This is a genomic window from Slackia piriformis YIT 12062 (assembly GCF_000296445.1).
Classification (GTDB): domain Bacteria; phylum Actinomycetota; class Coriobacteriia; order Coriobacteriales; family Eggerthellaceae; genus Slackia; species Slackia piriformis.
Map to the genome: position 1 here is coordinate 261749 of NZ_JH815198.1, position 21015 is coordinate 282763.

19 protein-coding genes are annotated in these 21015 nt (G+C 56.6%); 13 read left to right on the forward strand and 6 right to left on the reverse strand.

Going from position 1 to position 21015, the window contains the following annotated elements; translation table 11 throughout:
* Window positions 1–64 precede the first annotated feature (64 nt).
* The 7 genes from rplO to HMPREF9451_RS01235 all read left to right on the forward strand — a co-directional run bounded on the left by rplO (window position 65) and on the right by HMPREF9451_RS01235 (window position 7174).
* Window positions 65–514 carry a 50S ribosomal protein L15 gene (rplO, locus tag HMPREF9451_RS01200; RefSeq protein WP_009138474.1) on the forward strand — a complete coding sequence of 150 codons (450 nt, stop codon included), beginning with the start codon at window positions 65–67 and terminating at the stop codon, window positions 512–514.
* Entirely contained in the window at window positions 508–1788 is a 1281-nt protein-coding gene (secY, locus tag HMPREF9451_RS01205) for a preprotein translocase subunit SecY (protein ID WP_009138475.1), read from the forward strand. Before rplO ends, secY begins: the two co-directional genes overlap by 7 nt.
* A gap of 187 nt (window positions 1789–1975) precedes the next feature.
* Window positions 1976–2677 (forward strand): bifunctional phosphopantothenoylcysteine decarboxylase/phosphopantothenate--cysteine ligase CoaBC, encoded by a 702-nt coding sequence (coaBC, locus tag HMPREF9451_RS01210; RefSeq protein ID WP_009138476.1) that lies wholly within the window; start codon window positions 1976–1978, stop codon window positions 2675–2677.
* 3 nt (window positions 2678–2680) lie between these two features.
* Entirely contained in the window at window positions 2681–3448 is a 768-nt protein-coding gene (locus HMPREF9451_RS01215; protein ID WP_009138477.1) for a type III pantothenate kinase, read from the forward strand.
* Window positions 3449–3640: 192 nt separating this feature from the next.
* Window positions 3641–4267, forward strand: coding sequence for an adenylate kinase (locus HMPREF9451_RS01220; protein WP_009138478.1), 627 nt, complete (start codon window positions 3641–3643; stop codon window positions 4265–4267).
* 297 nt (window positions 4268–4564) lie between these two features.
* Complete coding sequence (locus HMPREF9451_RS01230; RefSeq protein ID WP_009138479.1) at window positions 4565–6730, forward strand: hypothetical protein; 2166 nt, start codon at window positions 4565–4567, stop codon at window positions 6728–6730.
* 54 nt (window positions 6731–6784) lie between these two features.
* Window positions 6785–7174 (forward strand): GtrA family protein, encoded by a 390-nt coding sequence (locus HMPREF9451_RS01235; RefSeq protein ID WP_009138480.1) that lies wholly within the window; start codon window positions 6785–6787, stop codon window positions 7172–7174.
* Window positions 7175–7407: 233 nt separating this feature from the next.
* Here HMPREF9451_RS01235 and HMPREF9451_RS01240 read toward each other — a convergent pair whose 3' ends face one another.
* On the reverse strand, window positions 7408–7614 hold the full coding sequence (locus HMPREF9451_RS01240; RefSeq protein ID WP_009138481.1) for a hypothetical protein: 207 nt from the start codon (window positions 7612–7614) through the stop codon (window positions 7408–7410).
* 407 nt (window positions 7615–8021) lie between these two features.
* Here HMPREF9451_RS01240 and HMPREF9451_RS01245 point away from each other — a divergent pair, with 407 nt between their 5' ends.
* Complete coding sequence (locus tag HMPREF9451_RS01245; RefSeq protein WP_009138482.1) at window positions 8022–9767, forward strand: phospho-sugar mutase; 1746 nt, start codon at window positions 8022–8024, stop codon at window positions 9765–9767.
* An 18-nt stretch (window positions 9768–9785) separates the two neighbouring features.
* Entirely contained in the window at window positions 9786–10235 is a 450-nt protein-coding gene (locus tag HMPREF9451_RS01250) for a NanQ anomerase/TabA/YiaL family protein (protein WP_009138483.1), read from the forward strand.
* 129 nt (window positions 10236–10364) lie between these two features.
* On the opposite strand, the gene HMPREF9451_RS01255 is transcribed toward HMPREF9451_RS01250, so the two are convergent.
* A complete protein-coding gene (locus HMPREF9451_RS01255; protein ID WP_009138484.1) occupies window positions 10365–10844 on the reverse strand; it encodes a VanZ family protein in 480 nt (159 codons plus the stop codon).
* A 132-nt stretch (window positions 10845–10976) separates the two neighbouring features.
* Here HMPREF9451_RS01255 and sppA point away from each other — a divergent pair, with 132 nt between their 5' ends.
* From sppA to rpmE, 3 genes are all read left to right on the forward strand, one after another.
* On the forward strand, window positions 10977–12188 hold the full coding sequence (gene sppA / locus HMPREF9451_RS01260; RefSeq protein WP_009138485.1) for a signal peptide peptidase SppA: 1212 nt from the start codon (window positions 10977–10979) through the stop codon (window positions 12186–12188).
* The gene (locus HMPREF9451_RS01265) at window positions 12185–14200 is read left to right on the forward strand and encodes a class I tRNA ligase family protein (protein ID WP_009138486.1); all 2016 of its coding nucleotides are present in this window, start codon (window positions 12185–12187) and stop codon (window positions 14198–14200) included. Before sppA ends, HMPREF9451_RS01265 begins: the two co-directional genes overlap by 4 nt.
* A 203-nt stretch (window positions 14201–14403) precedes the next feature.
* Window positions 14404–14853 (forward strand): 50S ribosomal protein L31, encoded by a 450-nt coding sequence (rpmE, locus tag HMPREF9451_RS01270; RefSeq protein ID WP_009138487.1) that lies wholly within the window; start codon window positions 14404–14406, stop codon window positions 14851–14853.
* A 205-nt stretch (window positions 14854–15058) separates the two neighbouring features.
* Here the strand turns inward: rpmE and HMPREF9451_RS01275 are convergent, their stop codons facing one another.
* The 3 genes from HMPREF9451_RS01275 to HMPREF9451_RS01285 all read right to left on the reverse strand — a co-directional run bounded on the left by HMPREF9451_RS01275 (window position 15059) and on the right by HMPREF9451_RS01285 (window position 18254).
* Window positions 15059–16282 (reverse strand): YkvI family membrane protein, encoded by a 1224-nt coding sequence (locus HMPREF9451_RS01275; protein WP_009138488.1) that lies wholly within the window; start codon window positions 16280–16282, stop codon window positions 15059–15061.
* A gap of 185 nt (window positions 16283–16467) precedes the next feature.
* The gene (locus HMPREF9451_RS01280) at window positions 16468–17568 is read right to left on the reverse strand and encodes a pyridoxal phosphate-dependent aminotransferase (protein ID WP_009138489.1); all 1101 of its coding nucleotides are present in this window, start codon (window positions 17566–17568) and stop codon (window positions 16468–16470) included.
* Window positions 17569–17687: 119 nt separating this feature from the next.
* Window positions 17688–18254, reverse strand: coding sequence for an NUDIX hydrolase (locus HMPREF9451_RS01285; RefSeq protein ID WP_009138490.1), 567 nt, complete (start codon window positions 18252–18254; stop codon window positions 17688–17690).
* Between the two features lie 308 nt (window positions 18255–18562).
* Between HMPREF9451_RS01285 and HMPREF9451_RS09920 the strand changes: the two genes are divergently transcribed.
* Entirely contained in the window at window positions 18563–19069 is a 507-nt protein-coding gene (locus tag HMPREF9451_RS09920; RefSeq protein WP_009138491.1) for a hypothetical protein, read from the forward strand.
* A 156-nt stretch (window positions 19070–19225) separates the two neighbouring features.
* Here HMPREF9451_RS09920 and HMPREF9451_RS01295 read toward each other — a convergent pair whose 3' ends face one another.
* Window positions 19226–20953 carry an FAD-dependent oxidoreductase gene (locus HMPREF9451_RS01295; protein WP_009138492.1) on the reverse strand — a complete coding sequence of 576 codons (1728 nt, stop codon included), beginning with the start codon at window positions 20951–20953 and terminating at the stop codon, window positions 19226–19228.
* Window positions 20954–21015: the final 62 nt, after the last annotated feature.

The window sequence follows — 21015 nt, forward strand, 5'->3', positions numbered from 1 at the left end:
ACGAGCGAGCTGTCGGCTGAGAGCGGGTGAGTGACCCGCCCGAAAAAAGCGAAAGGATTGTTACATGGAACTCAAAGACTTGGTGCCCGCAGAGGGCTCTACGAAAAATCGCAAGCGCGTTGGTCGCGGTCCTGCTTCCGGCCATGGTAAGACCTCTGGTCGCGGTATGAACGGTCAGAAGTCCCGTGCTGGTGGCGGTAAGCGCATCGGCTTCGAGGGTGGCCAGACTCCTCTCGCAATGCGTCTGCCCAAGCTCCCTGGCTTCCGCAACTTCAACCGCGTCGAGTACGCTCCCGTCAACGTTGCACGTCTCGAGCTCAAGTTCGAGGCTGGCGATGTCGTCGATCACGAGGCTCTTGTTGCTAAGGGCATCATCAAGAATGTCGATACTTTGGTCAAGGTTCTTGGTGACGGCGAACTGACCAAGTCCCTCACCGTCAAGGTGGACAAGGTTTCCGCAAGCGCCGTGGCTAAGATCGAAGCAGCTGGAGGAAAGGTCGAGCAGCCTTGCTAAGAACCATCATCGATGCGTTCAAGGTGCCTGAGCTTAGGAATAAGATTCTGTTCACCTTGGGTATTCTGGCGCTGTACCGCTTCGGCGCGTACGTGCCCGTACCCGGCATCCCCTTCAATGAATTCGCTAATGCTTTTGCGCAAAGCGGCGTCAGCATGGCCATGCTCGACTTGTTCACGGGCGGTGCGCTTTCGCACTTCTCCGTGTTCTCGCTTGGCATCATGCCCTACATTACGGCATCGATTATCATGCAGCTTATGCAGGGCGTTATTCCCGCTGTGGGACGTTGGGCGAAGGAAGGCGAGTCCGGTCGCAAGAAGATTACCCAGGTTACTCGTTTCATGACGCTCGGCCTCGGTCTTATCAACGCCATCGGCTATCTCTTCCTTTTCAAGAGCAGCGCCTACGGTGTTGTGTTCTCTTCCGAGCTGCCTGAGATCGTGACGGATATCGTTGTCGTCTTCACGCTGGTTGCCGGCACGGCATTCATTATGTGGATGGGCGAGCTCATCACGCAGCGCGGCATTGGCAATGGCATGTCGTTGATCATCTTCACCTCGATCATCTCGCGCGTGCCTTCTGCAATTTTCAGCAGCGTGAACCTCCAGTCCGACATGGGCATGGGCATTGTGGTGACGATTCTGATCGTTCTCGTTGTTCTGCTGTGCATCCCCGCGATTATTTTCGTCGAGCGTGCTCAGCGCCGTATCCCGGTCAACTACGCCAAGCGTGTTCAGGGTCGTCGCATGATGGGTGGTCAGACCACCTACATTCCTTTGAAAGTGAATGCAGCGGGTGTTATCCCCATCATCTTCGCAAGCTGCCTGATTTATTTCCCGGCTCAGCTTGCAGCTCTGTTCAACATCGGTTGGCTTACCGCTGCGGCAGACGCCATGAGCTCGGGATGGATCAACTGGATTCTTACGCTGGTCCTCGTCGTCTTCTTTGCGTATTTCTATACCTCTATGGTGTTCAACCCCGAGGAGACGAGCGACAACCTGCGTAGGCAGGGTGGCTTTATTCCGGGCGTGCGTCCCGGTTCGGCTACGACCGATTACATCAAGCGTGTGATCAACCGCGTCACTCTTCCGGGTGGCTTGTTCATCGCTTTGATCGCGGTTGTTCCGTCCATTCTGTTCTACTTCACGGGCAACCAGCTCATCCAGGCATTCGGCGGCACGTCTATCCTCATCATGATTGGCGTTGCGCTGGATACTATGTCTAAGATTGAGTCTCAGCTCAAGATGCATAATTACGACGGTTTCTTTAAATAGGCACTTGTTCGTAGTCCAACAGTAAAGACCCCTTGCCCTGTGCGAGGGGTCTTTTGCGTGCGGGCTCGCCCTATGCATTTTGCAACTGTGAACATTTGGGCTAGACTGTGCCAACGCGAGTGGCCGCGCTTTAGGCGCGAAGATGCTCGCGTGCAAGTTGTATACGAAAGAGAGATAGAGGCGATTGATGTTCGATCAGAAGGCGGGCGTCGCTGAAGCGTCCGATTCTATGCGCGATCTGGCAGGGAAGCGCATTCTGGTGACGGCGGGCCCTACGCAAGAGGCCATTGACCCTGTTCGCTACATTACCAATCATTCCACGGGACGTATGGGGTACGCCATTGCGCAACGTGCTCACGAAAGAGGAGCCGAGGTTGTTTTGGTCTCCGGACCCGTGTCTATTCAGGCACCTTGCGGCGTTGAGCTTGTCAACGTGGTGAGCGCGCAGGATATGTTCGAGGCGGTCTCGTCACGCTATGAAACCTGTGATGCTGTCATTAAGGCGGCGGCGGTGGCCGACTATCGTCCCGCTCAGATTCACGAGGACAAGGTGAAAAAGAAGGATGGCGAAATGTCGATCCTCCTCGAGCGGACGCAGGACATCCTTTCGTGGCTTGGTGCTCATCGAGTCGCGGGACAGCGACTGTGCGGCTTTTCCATGGAGACACGCGATGTCCTGGAGAATTCCCGCGCCAAGCTTTCGAAGAAGAATGTCGATATGATTTGCGCGAATTGCCTGAAGGAAGACGGCGCCGGATTCGGTACGCCGACGAACCATCTGACCCTCATCTCGCGTGAGCGCACGGTCGATCTTCCCCTTATGGACAAGCTCGACGCCGCCGACCGCGTGCTTGACGAACTGTTTTCGATCGAGCCGAAAGGGGAATAGCGCATGCTGCTGACGGTCGATATCGGTAACACCAACGTGGTGATGGGCCTTATGCCCGAGCGAGGTCTGTTGGCTTCGAACCTGCGTTTTCCCACGGACAAGAGGCGCACAGTCCAGGAATTCATGGAGGGATTCGAGGCGCTTGTTGCCATGCATGGCTTCGATTTCTCTAACGTAAATGGCGCTATTGTCAGTTCCGTCGTGCCTGAACTCACCGATTCGGTAGTTGCATCGGTGCGTGCGAAGACGGGCGATGATCCTTTGGTTGTTGACCATCGCATGAACCTGGGCTTCACGATCGATATGGACACCCCCGAGAAGCTCGGCGTGGATATGATCGCCGACGCGGCCGGCGCCGTCGGCGATTACGAAGGCAATCTGGCCATTTTCGACATGGGTACGGCCACTACCTGTTCGGTGGTAAGCGCCGATCGCGTCTATCTGGGCTCCATTATCATGCCCGGCGTGGTTATTTCCCAGGATGCGCTGACTGCCCAAGCTTCGGCGTTGCCGTTCATCAAATTCGAGCGTCCGAAGCGTCTTATCGGCCGCGATACCGTCGATTGTATGCGCAGCGGCGTCATGTACGCTAATGCGGCCATGATGGATGGTCTGGTCGACCGCATCTCGGACGAACTGGACGGTCCTGTGCTGGCTGTCGCTACGGGCGGCATTTCCCGCCTGATTGTGCCAGCATGCCGTCGTTATGTGGTGCATGATCCGAATCTGCTGCTGAAGGGCCTGTGGGATTTGTATCACGCCAACGTATAGCAGGCGATAGGTTCCGGATGTGACGCGCCTTGAAGAACCTTCTGTGCGCGTCGGCGATTGTGGCGCGCTCTGCCGCTCGTCCTATGCGGGAGCCCGCTCGTACGTTGTCTTTGTTGTTCGCGAATTTGCAATGCGTCGCTTGGTCGCCGCTGATACAATGAGAAAACCATTGGAATTCGAAAGGAAGTTCATATGAACATCGTTTTGTTGGGCGCTCCTGGCGCTGGCAAGGGAACTCAGGCAGCAAAGCTGGTCGAAGAGTTCGGCACGCCCCACATTTCTACGGGCGACATTCTTCGCGCAGCTGTGAAGAACCAGACCGAGCTCGGCAAGAAGGCGAAGTCCTACATGGATGCCGGCGACCTTGTTCCCGACAGCCTGATCATCGACCTCATGAATGAGCGTTTCCAGGAGCCTGATGCTCAGGTCGGCTTCATTCTCGATGGCTTCCCTCGCACCACCGCGCAGGCTGTTGCCCTCGACGACATGCTGGCCCGTCTCGAGCGTCCGCTTGACGGCGCGCTGCTCGTCGATGTGGAGTCTGAGGTCATCGTCAAGCGTCTGACCGCTCGTCGTTGCTGCAAGGATTGTGGCTATATCGGCTCTGACGCGGACGCATCTTGCCCCAAGTGCGGTGGCGAAATGTACCAGCGCGATGACGACAACGAAGCAACGGTGCGCAACCGCCTCGATGTCTACGAGAAGAGCACCTCTCCCTTGATCGACTATTACAAGGGCAAGGGCCTGCTCAAGGCCGTTGACGGCGACCGTCCCGTTGACGAGGTCTACGCCGACGTGAAGGTTGCGCTGGGTCTGTAATCTCTTTTACGTTTTTTCGAAAAGAGCCCCGATGCATTCAGGTTGCCCTCCAAAGAGAGGCGCGATTTGCTATCGGGGTTCTTTTTCTATTTTGGGAATGACTTGCAGAATCGCGCGGCTATTTTGGAGAAGACGGAGAAACGAAACGGTGGGCTGCTGGGGTTGCAAGGAAATAAGGAACGGACGAGTAGGCGTAAGGAAAACGGGTCAGCAAGGCATGGTCTGGAGCAGAGTAAGCTTGTCGAGGGATGATATGCGCTGCTGCCACGATTCCGCCGCTTCGGTATAATATCCGCCATGCGTGAATTCATGACATCGCTGCGAGAGTTCGTAGCCACCCATCATCCCCAATTGCGACACTTCTTGAAGGTCGCCTGCATCGTGCTGGCCTGCGCTGTGGTCTGCGAGGTCGTCGTGTTCAATTTCAATCACTGGCGCAGTCTTTCCTGGGAGCCGGTGACGCTGAACGCGAAGGTCGACCTGCAGCAGACGGCCGATGGCAGGTATCGCGTCTCAGCCATCGATAACGATGTGGAATTCGAGCACCTCGGCGTAAAGGTGCATAATCTCAGGTTGGATTTCAGCGGAAACCAGGGCGCTCAGAACGTTCCGGTGAAGATATGGTTTACCGACGAGGCCCATGCCACGTATTTCGACGACACGGAATACACGTCAGGCGTCCCCGTGACCTACGTCGCCACGAATTGCGAAGAAAGCGAATACCTCAACCTCAATTCCTCGGGCGAGATGGGGAAACTTCGTATACAAATCGGCGGGGAGGGAACGGTATACCCGCTATATCTGGAGAATATCGTCATCAATGCGCCTGAGCCGTTCGGTTTCAATATGACGCGGGTTGTTCTGGCCTCTTTCGTCATGGCCCTTGTCTACGCATTTCGACCGCGTAGCAGTCTGTATCGAATCTTTTTGAGGGAGCATCCGCGTCGTTCGAAGATAGCCGTAGTCGGCATTGTTGTTGCGGAGATCTGGCTATGCGCCTCTTTCACGCTTATGGGATCGAATCTTGTTGGCGTGGCGACGTCTTCGTACAATTCCGGATCATGGGACGGCGTAAGCCCGATAAACACCTTCGAAGTAGGCGGTGATAACGCGCAGCAGTACGCCGAGCTTGCGAAGAGCATGGCGCACGGAAAGCTATACCTCGAAGAAGAGCCGCCGAATTGGTTGCAGAATATGGAAGATCCGCACGATCGCGGCGCGCGCGACCAGATGGTCAAGGAGACGGGCGAGAACTACCTTTGGGACGTTGCTTACTACGAAGGGCACTACTACGTCTATTTCGGCGTGGTTCCCGTGGTGTTGTTCTATCTGCCGTTCTATCTTTTGACGGGTGCCAATTTCCCGACGGCGATCGGTGTCATCCTGGGAATGATCGCGTTCGTGACGGGCGTGTCCGCGCTGCTCGATCGATTCGCGCGTTACCACTTCAAGCGTGTGAGCGTCGGGCTGTATCTGCTCTTGCAGATTGCGGTGGTCTCTTGCAGCGGCATGCTCTATTTGCTGAAGTTCCCCACGTTTTATTCGCTGCCCATTATTCTTGCGCTAGCCTTCTCGGTATGGGGCTTGTATTTCTGGATGCTCGGCAGGGCTCGTCGTCGCCCCGAGCTGTTTTACTTCTTCGGTTCGTTGTGCATGGCGCTTGTGGTCGGGTGTCGTCCTCAAATGGTCATGTTGAGCTTCCTGGCGTTTCCTCTGTTTTGGAGGCCGTTCATTACCGAGGGCCATATCAAGAGCGCTGCGGGCATTCGGCAGTTTGCCTGTTTGATTGCCCCATATGTGCTCGTGGTCGCTGGCATCATGGGTTATAACTACGCGCGGTTCGGTTCGTATCTCGATTTCGGAGCCAACTACAATCTTACGGTGAACGATATGACGAAGCGAGGCATGGCGGTGGGTCGCATAGCCCCGGCTCTCTTCGCGTATTTCTTCCAGCCTCCGTCGGCAAGCGGCGTGTTCCCGTATCTGCAAGCGGCTCCTTTCGACACTACCTATCTGGGTCAGACGGTCAAAGAGCCCACGTTCGGCGGTATCTTCGCATGCTTGCCGCTTCTGTGGATTCTTCCTTTTGCGAAGAGCGCCCTGCAGATGCGCGTGCGTCAGCGCAAGACCCGCACGATTGTCGGCGTTGTGGGCGTGCTTATCGTGTCGGGCGTCATTATCGGCGTGGCGGACGCCGAGGTCGCGGGTATCCTTCAGCGTTATTTCGCCGATTTCAGCATCATGTTCTTGATGGCTGCGGTTCTGATTGCGTTCATCATAAATGAGAACCTCGACCATCGCTCTACGCTGTACGGGCTGTTTCTTCGAATCATGCCTGTGCTCGTATTCGTCGGTGTGATTTACTCGGTGCTGCTGTGCTTCGTGGCCGAATCGGGCTGGTGGAGCGATGCGTATCCGTGGGCGTACCAATCCCTGCTTGAGACCTTCCAGTTCTGGACGTAGGAAACGCGCAGGGAGCGACTGCGGGAATCGTTTGTTTCTTTTGAGAGGTCAGGAATGAAAAAGCTTCTTGCGCAGTTCATGAAGTTCGGCGTGGTTGGCGTGATTGCGTTCGTGATTGATTACGGCCTGCTTGCTCTTCTGACGGAGCTTTTCGGCATTAACTACCTGGTGAGCGCAACCATATCGTTCACGGCATCGGTGGTGTTCAATTACGTCGCTTCGATGCGCTATGTGTTCACGCACAAAGAGGGAATGAGCAGACGTCGCGAATTCATCATTTTCGTTGTGCTGTCCGTTATTGGCCTGCTGATTAACAACGGATGCATGTGGGCAGGTGTCGAATTGCTGGGCGTTCATTATCTTTTGACCAAGATTGTTGCGACGGCGATTGTCATGATCTGGAATTTCGTGACTCGAAAAATATTCCTCGATGCCGGAGAATAAGGTGGTTGTCTCGAGACGCGGCGCTGGATGTTGAGGGTTTACGGCGGCCGTCCGTCTCAAGGACTCCATTGAGAGAGTCGCCCAGGGAGGTTTATCGAGGAGCCGCCCAAAGGGCCTTCGCTTTGAGCGTTCAGCTTGCACGATGGGCGCATCGCACTGTGTCGCCGGCAATAAAAGAAGAGGACCCGAACGGGTCCTCTTCGTGGTTATTCGGTTGTCTGCGAGGCTTGCGCTTAAGCAAGCGACTGCTGTGACATGCGCAGGATGTCTTTCAGCAGATGGGGCCTGGCCATAATCTTGCGCTTCATGCGAAGATCGCACCCTGCTCCACGGCCTTGGGCATCGGTCAGATACTCAGGCTGGTTTGCTTCGATGGCGTATCCGACGTGCTGGGAAACTTCCCATGCGTTTGCCTTTGCGGCGATAAGATAGGCATTCATGAGAATGCCCCCTTTCTTTGTTCCGAGGCGTTCTGCTTCGTATGCCAGGTCTGTTTCTGGCGTTGCCGCAAGGGTAGCACAGAGAGGTTGAAAGTGGAACTTTGTACATACGCTTGTAACATTTGTCAATTTTTCACCATAACTAATCGGCATAAGGCGCTTGAAAAATGGCGGACGGCATCAAGTTGGCGTCAAAACAAGGAGTAGGGAGCTGCTTTCTCTAAGGATGCCGTCGTAGGACATGCGAGGCGTGGTGATAAATCCTGTTCGGATTATGGGATGTGCGGCTCTTTGTCGAACGATCTCTGGTGAGCTTGGGGCATCATTGGTAGAATCGGTGTGCGATTCACGGGCCGGGTGGTTCGGAATTGCGCACTATCAGGCGTTATGCGAAAAAAGGACGAATCATGGGCGATATTGATGTGCGCGCGAAGCTGGCGCACTGGAAAGAATGTGTGGCGGATGCGGAATTAGCCTCCGAACTAGATAATCTCTCGAATGCGGACGATGCGGCCGTTGCCGATGCATTCTTTCAGGACCTGGCATTCGGAACTGCGGGATTACGCGGAATTATCGGCGCAGGCACGAACCGTATGAACATCTACACGGTCGCTCGTGCCACGCAGGGTCTTGCTGACTATCTCAATGCCCATTTCGACGACCCGAGCGTTGCCATCGCGCGCGATTCGCGCCACAAGGGACAGCTTTTCGTTAACACGGCGGCGTCCGTGCTGGCGATGAACGGCATTCGTTCGTACATCTATCCTCGCGTCGAGCCTACGCCCGCGCTGTCGTTCGCCGTTCGCGACCTGGGTTGTTCCGCCGGTATCAACATGACGGCCAGTCATAATCCTGCGGCATACAACGGATACAAGGTCTATGGCGCTGACGGCTGCCAGATTACGAGCGAGGCTGCAAAGGAAATTTCGGATTGCATCGCACGCCTGGGGTACTTCGAGGAGGATGGCGTGTGCGCGAAAATCGCTGATATTCGCGATATGCTCGACGGCGGCTTGGTCAATTGGATTGGCGAAGATGTTCTGGCGCGTTTTGAGAACGCCGTGCTCGAACAGTCCCAGGAAGAGCCCGACGATGCCGACGCTCCTCTCGACATTGTGTATACGCCGCTGTGCGGCACCGGTCTCGAATGCGTTCAGGCCGTGCTTGTGAAGATCGGCGTGCCGTATCTGAACGTAGTTCCGGGTCAGGATGTGCCCGATGGAGATTTCCCGACGTGCGAATATCCCAATCCCGAAGAGCGCGCCGCGCTTGAGAAGGGCATCGAGCTGTGCCGCAAACGAGCGGCTGCTGGCCGTACGCCCGACCTGCTTCTGGCGACCGACCCCGATGCCGATCGCGTCGGCGTGGCGGTTCCTGACGGCGATGATTTCGCGCTTATCACGGGCAACGAGATGGGCATTTTGCTGATGGATTTCATCGCGCGTCGTAAGCTCGAACGCGGCGAATCCCTGGACCGTAGCGTCGCCATCACCACGATCGTCTCTTCCGCCATGGCCGACGAAGTGGCCGAGGCGCACGGCTTCGAACTTCGCCGCGTGCTTACGGGCTTCAAATACATCGGCGAGCAGATTGCCATGCTTGAGGCGGCGGGCGAGGCTGACCGCTTCATGTTCGGTTTCGAGGAAAGCTACGGCTACCTTGCAGGAACGCATGTGCGCGATAAAGATGCCGTGGTGGCAAGCATGCTGATCTGCCAGATGGCGCGTTACTACCGTGCGCGCGGTATGTCCCTCGTCGACGCCATGAGGGCTCTGTACGAACGCTTCGGGTATTGCTTCAACCGTACGGTCTCCTTGACGTATCCGGGAGCTGACGGCGCGGCGAAGATGGCCGACATCATGACGCGTGTGCGTCGCGAGGCTCCTGCGGCGATTGCCGGTCTGCCCGTCGAGCGCGTGATAGACTACAACACTCAGGCGTCGATGCCTGTGGTGGGCGGCGAAACCTCGCAGATTTTGCCATGTGCGAATGTTGTCGAGTTCGTCTTGCAGGGCGGGTGCAAGCTTATCGTACGTCCCAGCGGCACCGAACCCAAGATCAAAGCCTACCTGTTTGCCAAGGCGGATTGCGCCGACCAATCCGCAGCCTTGCTTGATAGGCTCGATACTGCTGCTCGCGAGCTTTTAGCCTAGTAGAAAGACGTTGATACCATGATTTTTGGACATCTTGACCAGACCGATTGCAACGAAATCGGACACGAGGGCGTGCGTCGCGCCCTCGCATACGCGAAAGAACACGACCTGTCTCTTCTTGAGGCGGGCCGCAATGAAATAGACGGCGACGTGCTGTTCGTGAACGCGTGCTCCTACGATACGCGTGCGCTCGAAGATTGCCGTTTCGAGGCCCATCGTCGTTATATTGACGTGCAGATGGTGCTTGAGGGGCAGGAGCGCATCGACGTCCAATTCGTGGATGCGCTCGAGGCTGAGCCTTTCGACGAAGAGGCCGACAACATGTTTCTCGATGGCGCCGCGGCGGCTTCTGTCGTCATGACCCCGGGCACGTTTGTCGCCTGCTTCCCCGAAGACGCCCATAAGCCGGGCATTGCGGTCAACGGGTCGGAACCGGTGAAAAAAGCCGTCTTTAAGGTGCTGGTGTAGCACGCGAGTCGCATGCGCGGGCGAACGCATGGGCGTAGAGCGCAAGCACGCCGCGCGGGCATAGCGCTCGGCATGCGGAGATTTACGCTCGCCGCGGACGACGATGAAGCGCATCCTTGCGGTTTGCCCTTAAGGCGTCGGCGTTTTGTCGGCGCCTTTCGTCTTTTTGAGGCGTTTGATCACGACGTAGGCAAGTATCGCGCCGACGATCGCCGCAACGGTGTCTACCGCCCAGTCGGCCGGGTCGCAGGAGCGCGTGGGGACGAAGATCTGATGAATTTCGTCGGTGACTCCGTAGAGGCTTGCAATCAGGGGAGCCGCGAATAGCGCGTTTTTTGCGGGGAAATGCCAGCGCAGCGCGTTGAGAAGAGATGCGCCGAAGACGAAATACTCGCTGAAATGGCCTACGGGGGAGACGTCCACGGGATGGCCGAACAAGGCCTGGCCCGTGCTTGCGAGCCAAGTTTTTACCGCTGAAACAAAGCCCGATCCGTGGTCTAACGTCGCGCCGTCTTTGGCGCTCATCGTGAAAATGAGCGCGGCGATAACAAGGACGAGCGCCCATGATGCCGCTATGGCGGCGATGCGGTGTTTTTCGGGGGAAATCATGGTTGAGGATTGTAGCAAAACGATGGCTGTACCTGTCTTTGAAAAGGCTTTCCGCTACCATGTCTCCATGTGATGCGTTCGCATTTGCGCGCGGGCGCTAAGGCAGGCCGCGAATACGAAGGAGAATCTCGCATGGCCGATCGATACGACAACCAAGAACCTTCCGCATATTCCAACGGCGGGCAGGCTCCCTTGATGAAGGGGGAGGTTGGGCAGCCTCAGGTTCCGCCGCAGCCTCAGGCGCCGGCGAACCAGCAGGTTTTCGCCCAGCAGCCTCAGACGCAGCCTGTGTACGGCGCGCAACCGCAAGGGTTTCAGCAGCCTTACGCCCAGCAGCAGGCCTATGCCCAGTCCGCCTATGCCCAGCAAGCGTACGCGGCGGGGGCCAATGCCGGCGCCGCTTCGGCGTCTCGCAAGGGCGGAAAGGCCGTGTGGGTGGTTCTTGGCATCATCCTTTTCGCCATCGTGTTCGTTTTCACCATTGGAGCTCTGTCCTGCTCCCACATGGTCTCGAGCATTTCTGCGCCGACGCAGGATTACGCGGCCCTCACGACGGGTGACAGTGTCGGTGTGATCGATATGGCCGGAACCATACAGTACGACGGAACGTCGTGCAGTCCTGAAGGTTTACGGGAGCTTTTGAACCAAGCCGAGGAGAACCCCGACATCAAAGCGGTGGTGCTTCGTGTGGATTCGGGCGGAGGCACGGCTACGGCCGGCGAGGAGATGGCTGCCTATGTGCGCGATTTCTCTAAGCCCATCGTTGTTTCCAGCGCGTCGATGAACTGCAGCGCCGCCTATGAGATATCCAGCCAGGCAGACTACATCTTCGTTAACGAAACCACGGCGATCGGGGCCATCGGCACCATCATGCAGTCGACCGACATCTCCGAGCTGCTAGACAAGCTGGGAATTTCCGTGGACAATATCGCTTCGGCCGATTCCAAGGATTCCAGCTACGGCACGCGTCCTTTGACCGATGAAGAGCGGGCGTATTACCAGGAGCTTGTAGACACCATCAACGAGACCTTCATCAACTCGGTTGCCGAAGGCCGCGACATGACCGTCGAGAAGGTTCGCGCGCTTGCCACCGGCATGCAGTTCGCGGGCACGGTAGCGGTCGAAAACGGATTGGCCGACGAAGTGGGCATCTATGAAGACGCTTTGGATAAGGCGGCGCAGCTCGGCGGCATCGAGTCGTTCGATGGTGCGTACGATGTCGTGTCCTTGACCCAGTCGCCGTCTGATCTGTCTGCCTTGATGGACCTGCTGGGTACTTCGGAATCGTCTTCGGTGGCAGAGATGCTGCTTGAGTCTATGAAACAGGAGGGGGCTCGTTCGTGAGCTATGTAAGCACTACGCCTTGGCCTCGCCGCGCGGTGGTGACGGCCGGCATGCCGTATGGCAACAAGAAATTACACTTTGGCCATGTTGCGGGCGTTTTTGTTCCCGCTGATGCGTACGCGCGCTTTTTGCGCGACCGCCTTGGTCGCGATAACGTGCTGTTCGTCTCCGGAACCGACTGCTTTGGCTCTCCTATTCAGGAGGGGTATCGCAAAGCGTGCGAGAACGAAGGCTTTGAAGGCACGATTGGCGACTACGTGCAGCGCAATCACGACGCCCAGAAGGCGACGCTCGATGCGTACGACATCGACCTTTCCATCTATGAAGGCAGCGGAATAGGCCGTGCGGGCGAGGTGCATCAGCTGGTCACGAACAGCGTGCTGCGTCGTCTGCATGAAAACGGGCATCTGACCCTTATGGAGACCCTTCAGTTCTACGACGCCAAAGTCGGCGCGTTCTTGAACGGCCGCCAGGTGCTTGGTCATTGCCCCGTGCAAGGCTGCAAATCCGAGAAAGCTTATGCGGACGAATGCGATCTTGGTCATCAGTTCAACCCCGAAGACCTGATCAAGCCCGTTTCCACGCTTTCGGGGGAAGTGCCCGAGATGCGTCCTGTGCGCAACTGGTATTTCGACCTGCCCAATTTCCGCGCGCAGCTGCAAGAGCACGCTTCGCGCCTTGAAGCGGACGAAGAGGTTCGCCCCGTAGTGGTGAAAGGCGCGAAAGAATTCCTCGTGCCGCCCGTGATGTATATCAAAAACGAACTCGAACAAGACTATCGCGCCGTTGCCGATAAGCTGCCCAAGCATTCGTTCCACGAAGCCGAAAAAGGAAAGCAGTCCTTCGAAATAGAGTTCGAAAGCATCGAAGACCGCGATAGGGCGCGCGACGTTCTTTTCGAGGCGGGCGTTCGTTTCCGCACCGGCAAGGCGCTCGTGCCGTTCCGCATTTCCGGGAATGTGGAGTGGGGCGTGAAGGTGCCCGAGATGGAGGGTGTCGACGATCTGACCGTGTGGTGCTGGCCCGAAAGCCTTTGGGCCCCCATCAGCTTCTCCGCCACGGCCCTTGAAGAGCGCGGCTTCGACCTTGCGTCCGTGCGCGACTGGTGGTGCTCTTCCGATGCGTGTGTGTATCAGTTCATCGGTCAGGACAACCTGTATTTCTACGGCGTGGCACAGCCCGCGCTTTGGGTGGGCCTTGAAGACGGCAACGCCATGCAGGCCGAGCCCGCAGAGGGCCAGCTGCAGCAAACGCGTTTGATCGCGAACCACCATATCCTGTTCGGCAAGACCAAGGCGTCTTCTTCGGGCTCCGTCAAGCCTCCTTCGGCCGATGATCTGCTGAATTACTACACGGTCGAGCAGCTTCGCGCCCATTGGCTCGGCTTGGGCCTCGGCCAGAAATCCGTGGGCTTCAAGCCGAAGCCGTTCGACCCTGATGAAGAGAAGCGCAACGACCCCCGCGTGGCCGACCCGGCCTTGAAGGAAGGCGCTCTTCTGACCAACGTCTTCAATCGCCTGGCGCGCAGCTGCTTCTACGAGGCCCAGAAGAATTTCGAAGGCATGATGCCGATCGGCGAAGTGGACGAGGCGGTTGTGAGTCGCGCCCATGAAACGATGGCCGAGTATGAACGTATCATGCATCGCGCCGAGCTGCACTCCGTCATGAATTTGATGGATGACTTCATTCGCTGGGGAAACAAACACTGGGCCGACGGCATCAAGACTGCGGAAGCGGCGGATGATGCCGATGCTCGTCGTCAGGTACTCGTGGACAGCTTCTTCGTCTTGCGCGTTGCGACGCTTCTGATGCATCCTGTTGCGCCGCGCGGTTGCGAGAAAATCGTGGACTGCTTGCAGGTCGCCCCCGAGGCTTTCTTTAGCTGGAACGCGCCTTTTGTGGATATGGGCGAGCTGTGCAGCCGCGAGGAAGTGGCCGCCGGCGGTCATGCCGTGCGCGAGCTTCCTCCGAGGACCGACTTCTTCGAGCGTCATCCGAGTCAGTTCAAGTAGACGCAGTAGACGCGAAGAACCTCGCTCCGATAAGCCTTCTAGCGCAAGCGCTCGGTTAACCCGCAATGCAGGGGGCGTTTAAGAAGCGGGGTTCTTCTGCATTCTTTGCAAAGAATCCTTCACCGATGTTGTGCCGTGTGGTATTATGCCAAGGCTGTCTTGTCTTGGTCGGAAACCAAGGCGCCTGAAAAGGAGAAACCAACATGAAGCAGGGTATTCATCCCGAGTATGTGGACTGCACCGTCAAGTGCACCTGCGGTAACACCTTCGTTACCCGTTCTACCAAGTCTGAGCTGAAGATTGACATCTGCAATGCATGCCATCCCTTCTTCACCGGCACCCAGAAGCTGATCGACACCGGTGGACGCGTCCAGCGCTTCGCCGACAAGTTCGGTTCCGCTTCCGCTGCTGTTGCCGAGCGTGAGGCTGCCAAGAAGGCTGCCAAGGCTGCCGCTGCTGCCGAGCTCGAGGCAAAGAAGAAGGCTGAGCGCGAGGCCAAGGCTGCTGAGAAGGCCGCTCGTGCTGCCGAGTACGCCAAGAAGGCTGAAGCTGCTGCCGCTAAGGCTGCTGCAGAGGCTCCCGCAGAGGAAGCCGCCGAGGCTGTTGAGGCTGAGGTCGCCGAGGCTCCCGCAGAGGAGACCGCTGCTGAATAACAGCGCATGCATAGCTTGATTTCATAGTATGGAAAACCCGTCTCATCGAGGCGGGTTTTTGTTTGCAAGCGCAAGCAGGCCGTAAAGTGTTCCCGTCTTCAAGCTGTAGACAAACGAAGCGGTGCCGGATGGTTCGGCATCGCTTCGTTGATTCATGCAATTCCGTGCATTCGATTCGCAGGCTGCTGCCATGCGAATGCGAAGGCTATTCCTTGTCCTTGAAGAAGAGGGGCGTTTCTACATCGAGTCCCTTTTTCTTGTTGTACGCCTCGATGATTTGACGAACGATGACGCATGCGATGAAGGCGATGCCGATGTAGCCCGTGTAGGGGTAGATAATGCCCATGAGCTGGCCGTAGGAAAGCGGGCTGGAAACAATCAGCATGATGACGATGGAAAAGATGACCAGCACGGCCTTGTTGCGCTTGGTTCCTTCGGGAGCGAAGCGATTGACCGAAGTCCACATCATGGGTGCGGCGGTGGAATAGATGCCGCCCATGAGGATGACGGCGAAGATGACGCTGATTACGGGGCTGATTAGATCGGACAGGAACAGTGTGGGAACTTCGAGCTGAGCAACGTCTTCGATATGGCAAAGCAGCGCTATGTTCATGAGGATGGCCGCGCCGATGAATGCGATGCCGCCGACGATGCCGCCCCATTTCGCCTCGCGAGCCGAGCAAGCGGTGCCGCCGGTTTGCGTGAAGAACGGCAGCGATCCAGTGACGTTGTAGGCTGCATAGAGCAGACCCGCCAAAGCCCACAAGGGTGCGCCGTTGGTTGCGTTGGCCATACTTTCGAACGTTGCGGCATGCGCGCCCACCTCCATAAGGCCACCGGGGTTGGCGGCTATGGCGACTGTTGCAATGACCACGGAGAACACGATGATTACGGGGCCTACGATGCCGATGACGTCGACGATGCGCTTGAATCCGAAGAAATTCGTCACCAAAACCAGCGCGCACATGCCGGCCGAACCCACCCAGTTAGGAAGCCCGAAATACTGAGCAAGGGTTGCGCCTGCGCCCGAGGTCATGACGATGCACACGAGCAACAAGAACACAGGGATGAACCACGCGAGAAACGCACCGAAATATTTGCCGCAGTAGTAACGAAATCCTTGGTCGGCCATATGGTCTGGCCCCAGGTCGTGATGGCGATATCCGTAGTTCATCAGAACCTTACCCAGCCATGCAAACAGTACAAGCGCGATGAGTAAACCTCCGATGGACCAGATTCCGTATGCGGTAAAGAACTGCATGATCTCTTGGCCTGAGGCGTATCCCGATCCGATGAGGAATGCGACGAAGGCGCCTGCGAACTTCAAGACGTTCAATGCGCTTACTCGCTCCTTGCTCGAGTCTTGCATGGGCCTGCCTTGGCCTCCGGAATGGCCCGTGGCTGCGGCGTTTGGTGTCGTTTCTGCCATGATGGCATCCTTTCTTCCATGCCGGTATGCCGGCGTTTCTTACCTTGTCGGTTTCGGCAAGGGGTGCTCCAGACGAATGGGCTGCAAAAGAAAAGGGAGCGCCGACGCGCCCCCCTTGTGCATTGGTGTATGAACAAGCAATCGGCGTGCCGAATCATGGATGTGCGTAGGTAAATCGGTATGCCTTATGCATGTAGGACAAGGTCGTCCGCCTTTCTGACGAGGTTTGTCAGCGTGTCGATATCTTCGTGTAGGTTGAGGCGAATGGCATTGCACCCCAATCCGTCGTAGCCACTACAGGTTACCACGCGCACTCCAGCATGCGATAGTACTTTTTCCAAATTAATCTGTTCGTCATCTACGTAGAGCATGCTGATGGACACTCCGGGCGAAGTGTGGGCAACGTGTAGATGCTCGCATTCGGCAAGGGCGGCCAGGAGCTTCGGTTTGTCTTGCTTGACGCGTTCGAGTGTTTTCTGTGCCCAGCGGGCCTGCATGGCCTGGATGGCGAATGCGTCGGCAAGGGAATTCTTTGAAAACGGGATGTTCACCTTGTGAAACGCTGCCATGATTTGGGGTTGGGCGATGCAGTATCCCAGACGAACGCCCGCTGCGCCGAATCCCTTCGAAAACGTGCGTACCACGGCCAGGTTGTCGAATTCGGGCACAAGGGAAAGGGCGGTTTGGTCGTCGTCCATGTAGTCGCCGTAGGCTTCGTCCATGACGATGAACGAGTTTGCTTTTTGCGCCGCCTGCACGACGCGCCGCACCTGGTCAAGCGGAAATACCTGGCCAGTGGGATTGTTGGGGTTGTCAAGATAGACGAATGCGCCGGGGTTGCGCTCGATGCGTTCGATGAGCTCATTGGCATCGAACGCATAATTGTTTTCGCGGCGCAAATAGACGTGTTCGAATTCGACGCCGTAGGTGGTCATGTCATCGGTGACCGCTGTGAAGGTGGGCGCCATGCAGACAACCGTCTTGCCAGGCTTGAGACACATGCGGTTCAACGCAACGCACGTGCCGATCGATCCGCACGAAAACGCGACCATGTCGTCGGTGATGGGGAGGACGTCAGCGAAACGCTGGCGAATCAGCTCTGTGAGCTCTGCGTCGGAGTGCGGGTAGTGTGCGATGTCTTGCATGACATTGGCGGGAATGGTGAATTCTGGCGATCCGTAGGGGTTCGAGCCCATGGAACAATCGAGGATGAAGTCGCCTTCGCTGAGATGCTCCGAATAGTCGCCGCGCTCCTGCTGGAGCAAAACATCGTGAATTCCGTACATGGTTTGCCTCCGAAGATTCGTTATACGAGTGATGACTTTATCGCACGATAGCGCGATAAAGCGCAGTTGTAAATCGCATAGAGAAAGGTGGCTGTTTCGAATCGCGGTGGCGAAGCGTTCTAGAATGCGGCCAGTTTGTCGATGAGCTTGCGATAGATGCGATCGCGAATCCAAGGTTCGCTGGAGCGTTCGATCGCTTCGGTAAGAGGCATCCATGCAACGGCGTTGTTTTCGTCCGGTTTTATCCGCAGGGGTTCTTTCGGGTCGGCGATGGCAAGGTAGGTTACGTTGAGGTGTAGATGCGAGCCCACGTACGCCCCGCGTTTCTCATGACCATCTACGGTGAGCACTTCGAGGGAGAAGATGCCTTCCGGGCCACACGGTACCAGATGGGCGTTTGCCACTCCGGTTTCTTCTTCCAGCTCGCGCAGAGCCACTGCGGCAAGGTCGTGTTCGCCGTCTGCGTGGCCGCCGATCCACGACCAGGAATCGTAGACGTTGTGATAGACCATGAGCGTTTGTTTCATGGCTGCGTCAACGGTCCATATCGAACAGGTCATGTGCGCCTGTGCGCTGCGGTCGAGGCAATGCGGGTCGCTTTTCAGGGCATGGAGGATGACTTCTTTGTCTGTCGCTTCCTGTTCGTTGAAAGGCTGAAATGCGGCGATGCTTTCATAAAGGCTCATGCGCTTTGTCTCCTCCTGGATTTTCGCAAGTTTAAAACGGAGTGTATCAATTGCAAAGGCGATGTTGACTGGAACGAGGGGTAAAAGAAGGCATTAATCAGCAAATTACAGCGAATTGTCCATGAACTTTGCTTTGTGCTTTCGTCGGCAGAGGGGCCCGTGATGCGGGTCGGCAGGAACTTGAGATTTGAGGGCGGGAAAACTGACGTGAGGCATTATCGCGCAGGTAACCCCGCAACAGGGGCGCTCGCTGCGTGTATTATGGAGCACAACAGGCACTTGGCGTCTTTTCGTGATAGGAGAGCATCATGCAGGAACAGCAGCAGCCTCAAATGCCGGCCCAGCCTCAGGGAGACCAGGCTCAAAACTTCGGGGCGCAGCAAAGCCCGCAATATCCGCAACCGCAGACCCAGCCTCAGGCACCGCAGCCGCAGCCGGCGCAGTATCAGGTTCCGCAGCCTCAACCCCAGCCGGCGCCGTATCAGGCTCCACAGGGATCCGGCCAGTATCAACAGCCATATCAGCCGCAGCAGTCTTATGGCTACGCACGGCCTGCAGGGTCGGTGTCGGGAACTTACTACGTAAGCGATCAGGATAAGACGTTGCGCTTGATTGCGTTCATCTTCAATATTATTTCGCTCGTCACGATGTGCTGGCTGATTATTCCGCTTGCCTGGCTGATTCCCATGTGCGTGATTTCGTGGGGCATTTACAAGGGAACGAAGGCCAATACGGTCGCCTTCGGCGTATGCACGCTCATCTTTTCTTCGCTTGTCGCAGGTATTCTTCTGCTCATTTCCAAGAAAGACCGTTGAGTCGCTGCCGAAATAGGCTGTCTGATAGATGCCTGGGATAGTGGGTTTGATTTAGCGAACAAGCCGCCAAGAGCTAAAGGGAGGGGAGCTCTTGGCGGCGAGGGGCGGACGATTGTATTTTCTGCGGTATCGATGCGCGATTCCTAATTGGTCGTGCTAGTCGAACTTTCCTTCTGCGAGGTCGTGGCCGAGCAGATATCCGAAGGTCAGGCAGTTCAGGCCGTAGCTGTTGCCGGGAATGGCGAAGTTGTATTGGTTAGCGTACATGTCTCCTATCATGCAGCCGACGTTGAAAAGGCCGGGGATGGGCTGGTCGTTTTCGTCGCACACTTCCATATCCACGCTCGTACGCAGGCCGCCCATAATCGTCATAAAGGTGCAGGTGTTCACCGCGGCGTAATAAGGACCTTCTTCCTCAATTTTTACCAGGAAGTCGGGGTTCTTATAGAAATCTTCGTCTACGCCCTTTTCGCACAGTTCGTTGTATCGGGCTACGACTTCCTTTAATTTCGTGGCGTCGAGTTCGAGCTGCTGAGCCAGGTCATCCAGGGTGTCTGCCTTGAAATATGATCCGTCTTCGACTCCTGCGTCCCATATTGCAATCAGCTCTTCCGCGGTTTTCGGGGGCAAGGTGTAGTCGGATCCGAAAGAGTACCATTCGTGGCCGCGGTCTATGATTTCTTGCGGATAGTTGGAAGTCCAGATGCCATATGCAATGTTGCCGGGCTGGGACAAAAGCTGATGCGCACTGTACGGTGCCGACATGTCTTCGCGCTGATAACGCTCGGCGTTTGCGTTGACGTTCAGTCCCATATGGAATGCAAGCGGTTCGTGGCTTCCGCCCCAGCCGCCCTGATACATGGGAGCTGCCGTTGTACGCTGCCATGCAGCGCCGGCCCAAAGCCCCATCTTCTGTCCGTCGCCGCCGTAGATGCCGCCCATGACGAAGCTCGTGTTGTAGTCGATCTCTTCCTGCTCGAAGCCGACGAACTTCAACGCTTCGGGGCAGTAGCAAGCCAGCATTTCTTTGTCGCGCGAATAGTCGCCCGTTGCTAGAACCACGGCTTTTTTGGCGACGAATTTCACATAGCTGCCATCGGAGGTCTTGGAAGCTACGACGCCTGTCACGCGGCCTCCGTCTTCGCGGATGAGCTGCTCGGCCTTGGTGTCGTATATCAATTGCACGCCGTATTCCTTGGCCTTCATTTCAAGCGCCTCAACAGCTCCTTGCTGGCCCGTTGAAACCATGGCGCTATCGCCTAGGGTCGAAAACGCATGAGCGTAATTTGGGCCGAGGTCGAATGTATTATCGCGCTCCAGGATGACTTCCAGCCCTGCTTCGCGGGCGATGTCGATCATCCAGTTCATAGCTTCTTCGGAATGATTGAATCCCTTCATCCATTTACGTTGGTCGACATTATCGGAGGCGGCTCGATACTCGTGGTAATAGAATGGCGAGGGGTCGAATGGTTCAACGCCCAGCTCTTCCATGACCTTCGAATTGCGCGCGTAATTCGAACCGCCACGAGAAATGGGGGCGCTTGAGGCCGAAAACAGCGTGACGTTCGCACCTTTTTCGGCTGCGGCTACAGCAGTGGTGAGACCCGACATTCCTGCGCCTACGATGACGATGTCGTTTTCGATGGTTTCGGTGATTTCGTCATCGGGGATGGGCTCGGGGGCAACCATGAACGACCATTTGGGCATAGCGTCGGTCAATTTGATGACTGCTTCGGAAGAGTTGATGACGCCTTCTGCAGCTTGAGTGCCAGCTCCTTCTCCAGATGTTGCGGGCGAGCAGCCTGCTAGGCCGATTGTGGCGGCGCCTGCGGCTCCTGCTGCGCCGAATTTCAGAAAGTCGCGACGCGAGAATCCCTTTTCCATTTGTTCCCTCCTTAAAGTGAGCTCGAAACCCCTTTTTCGAGCACTTTCTTGAAACCATCATA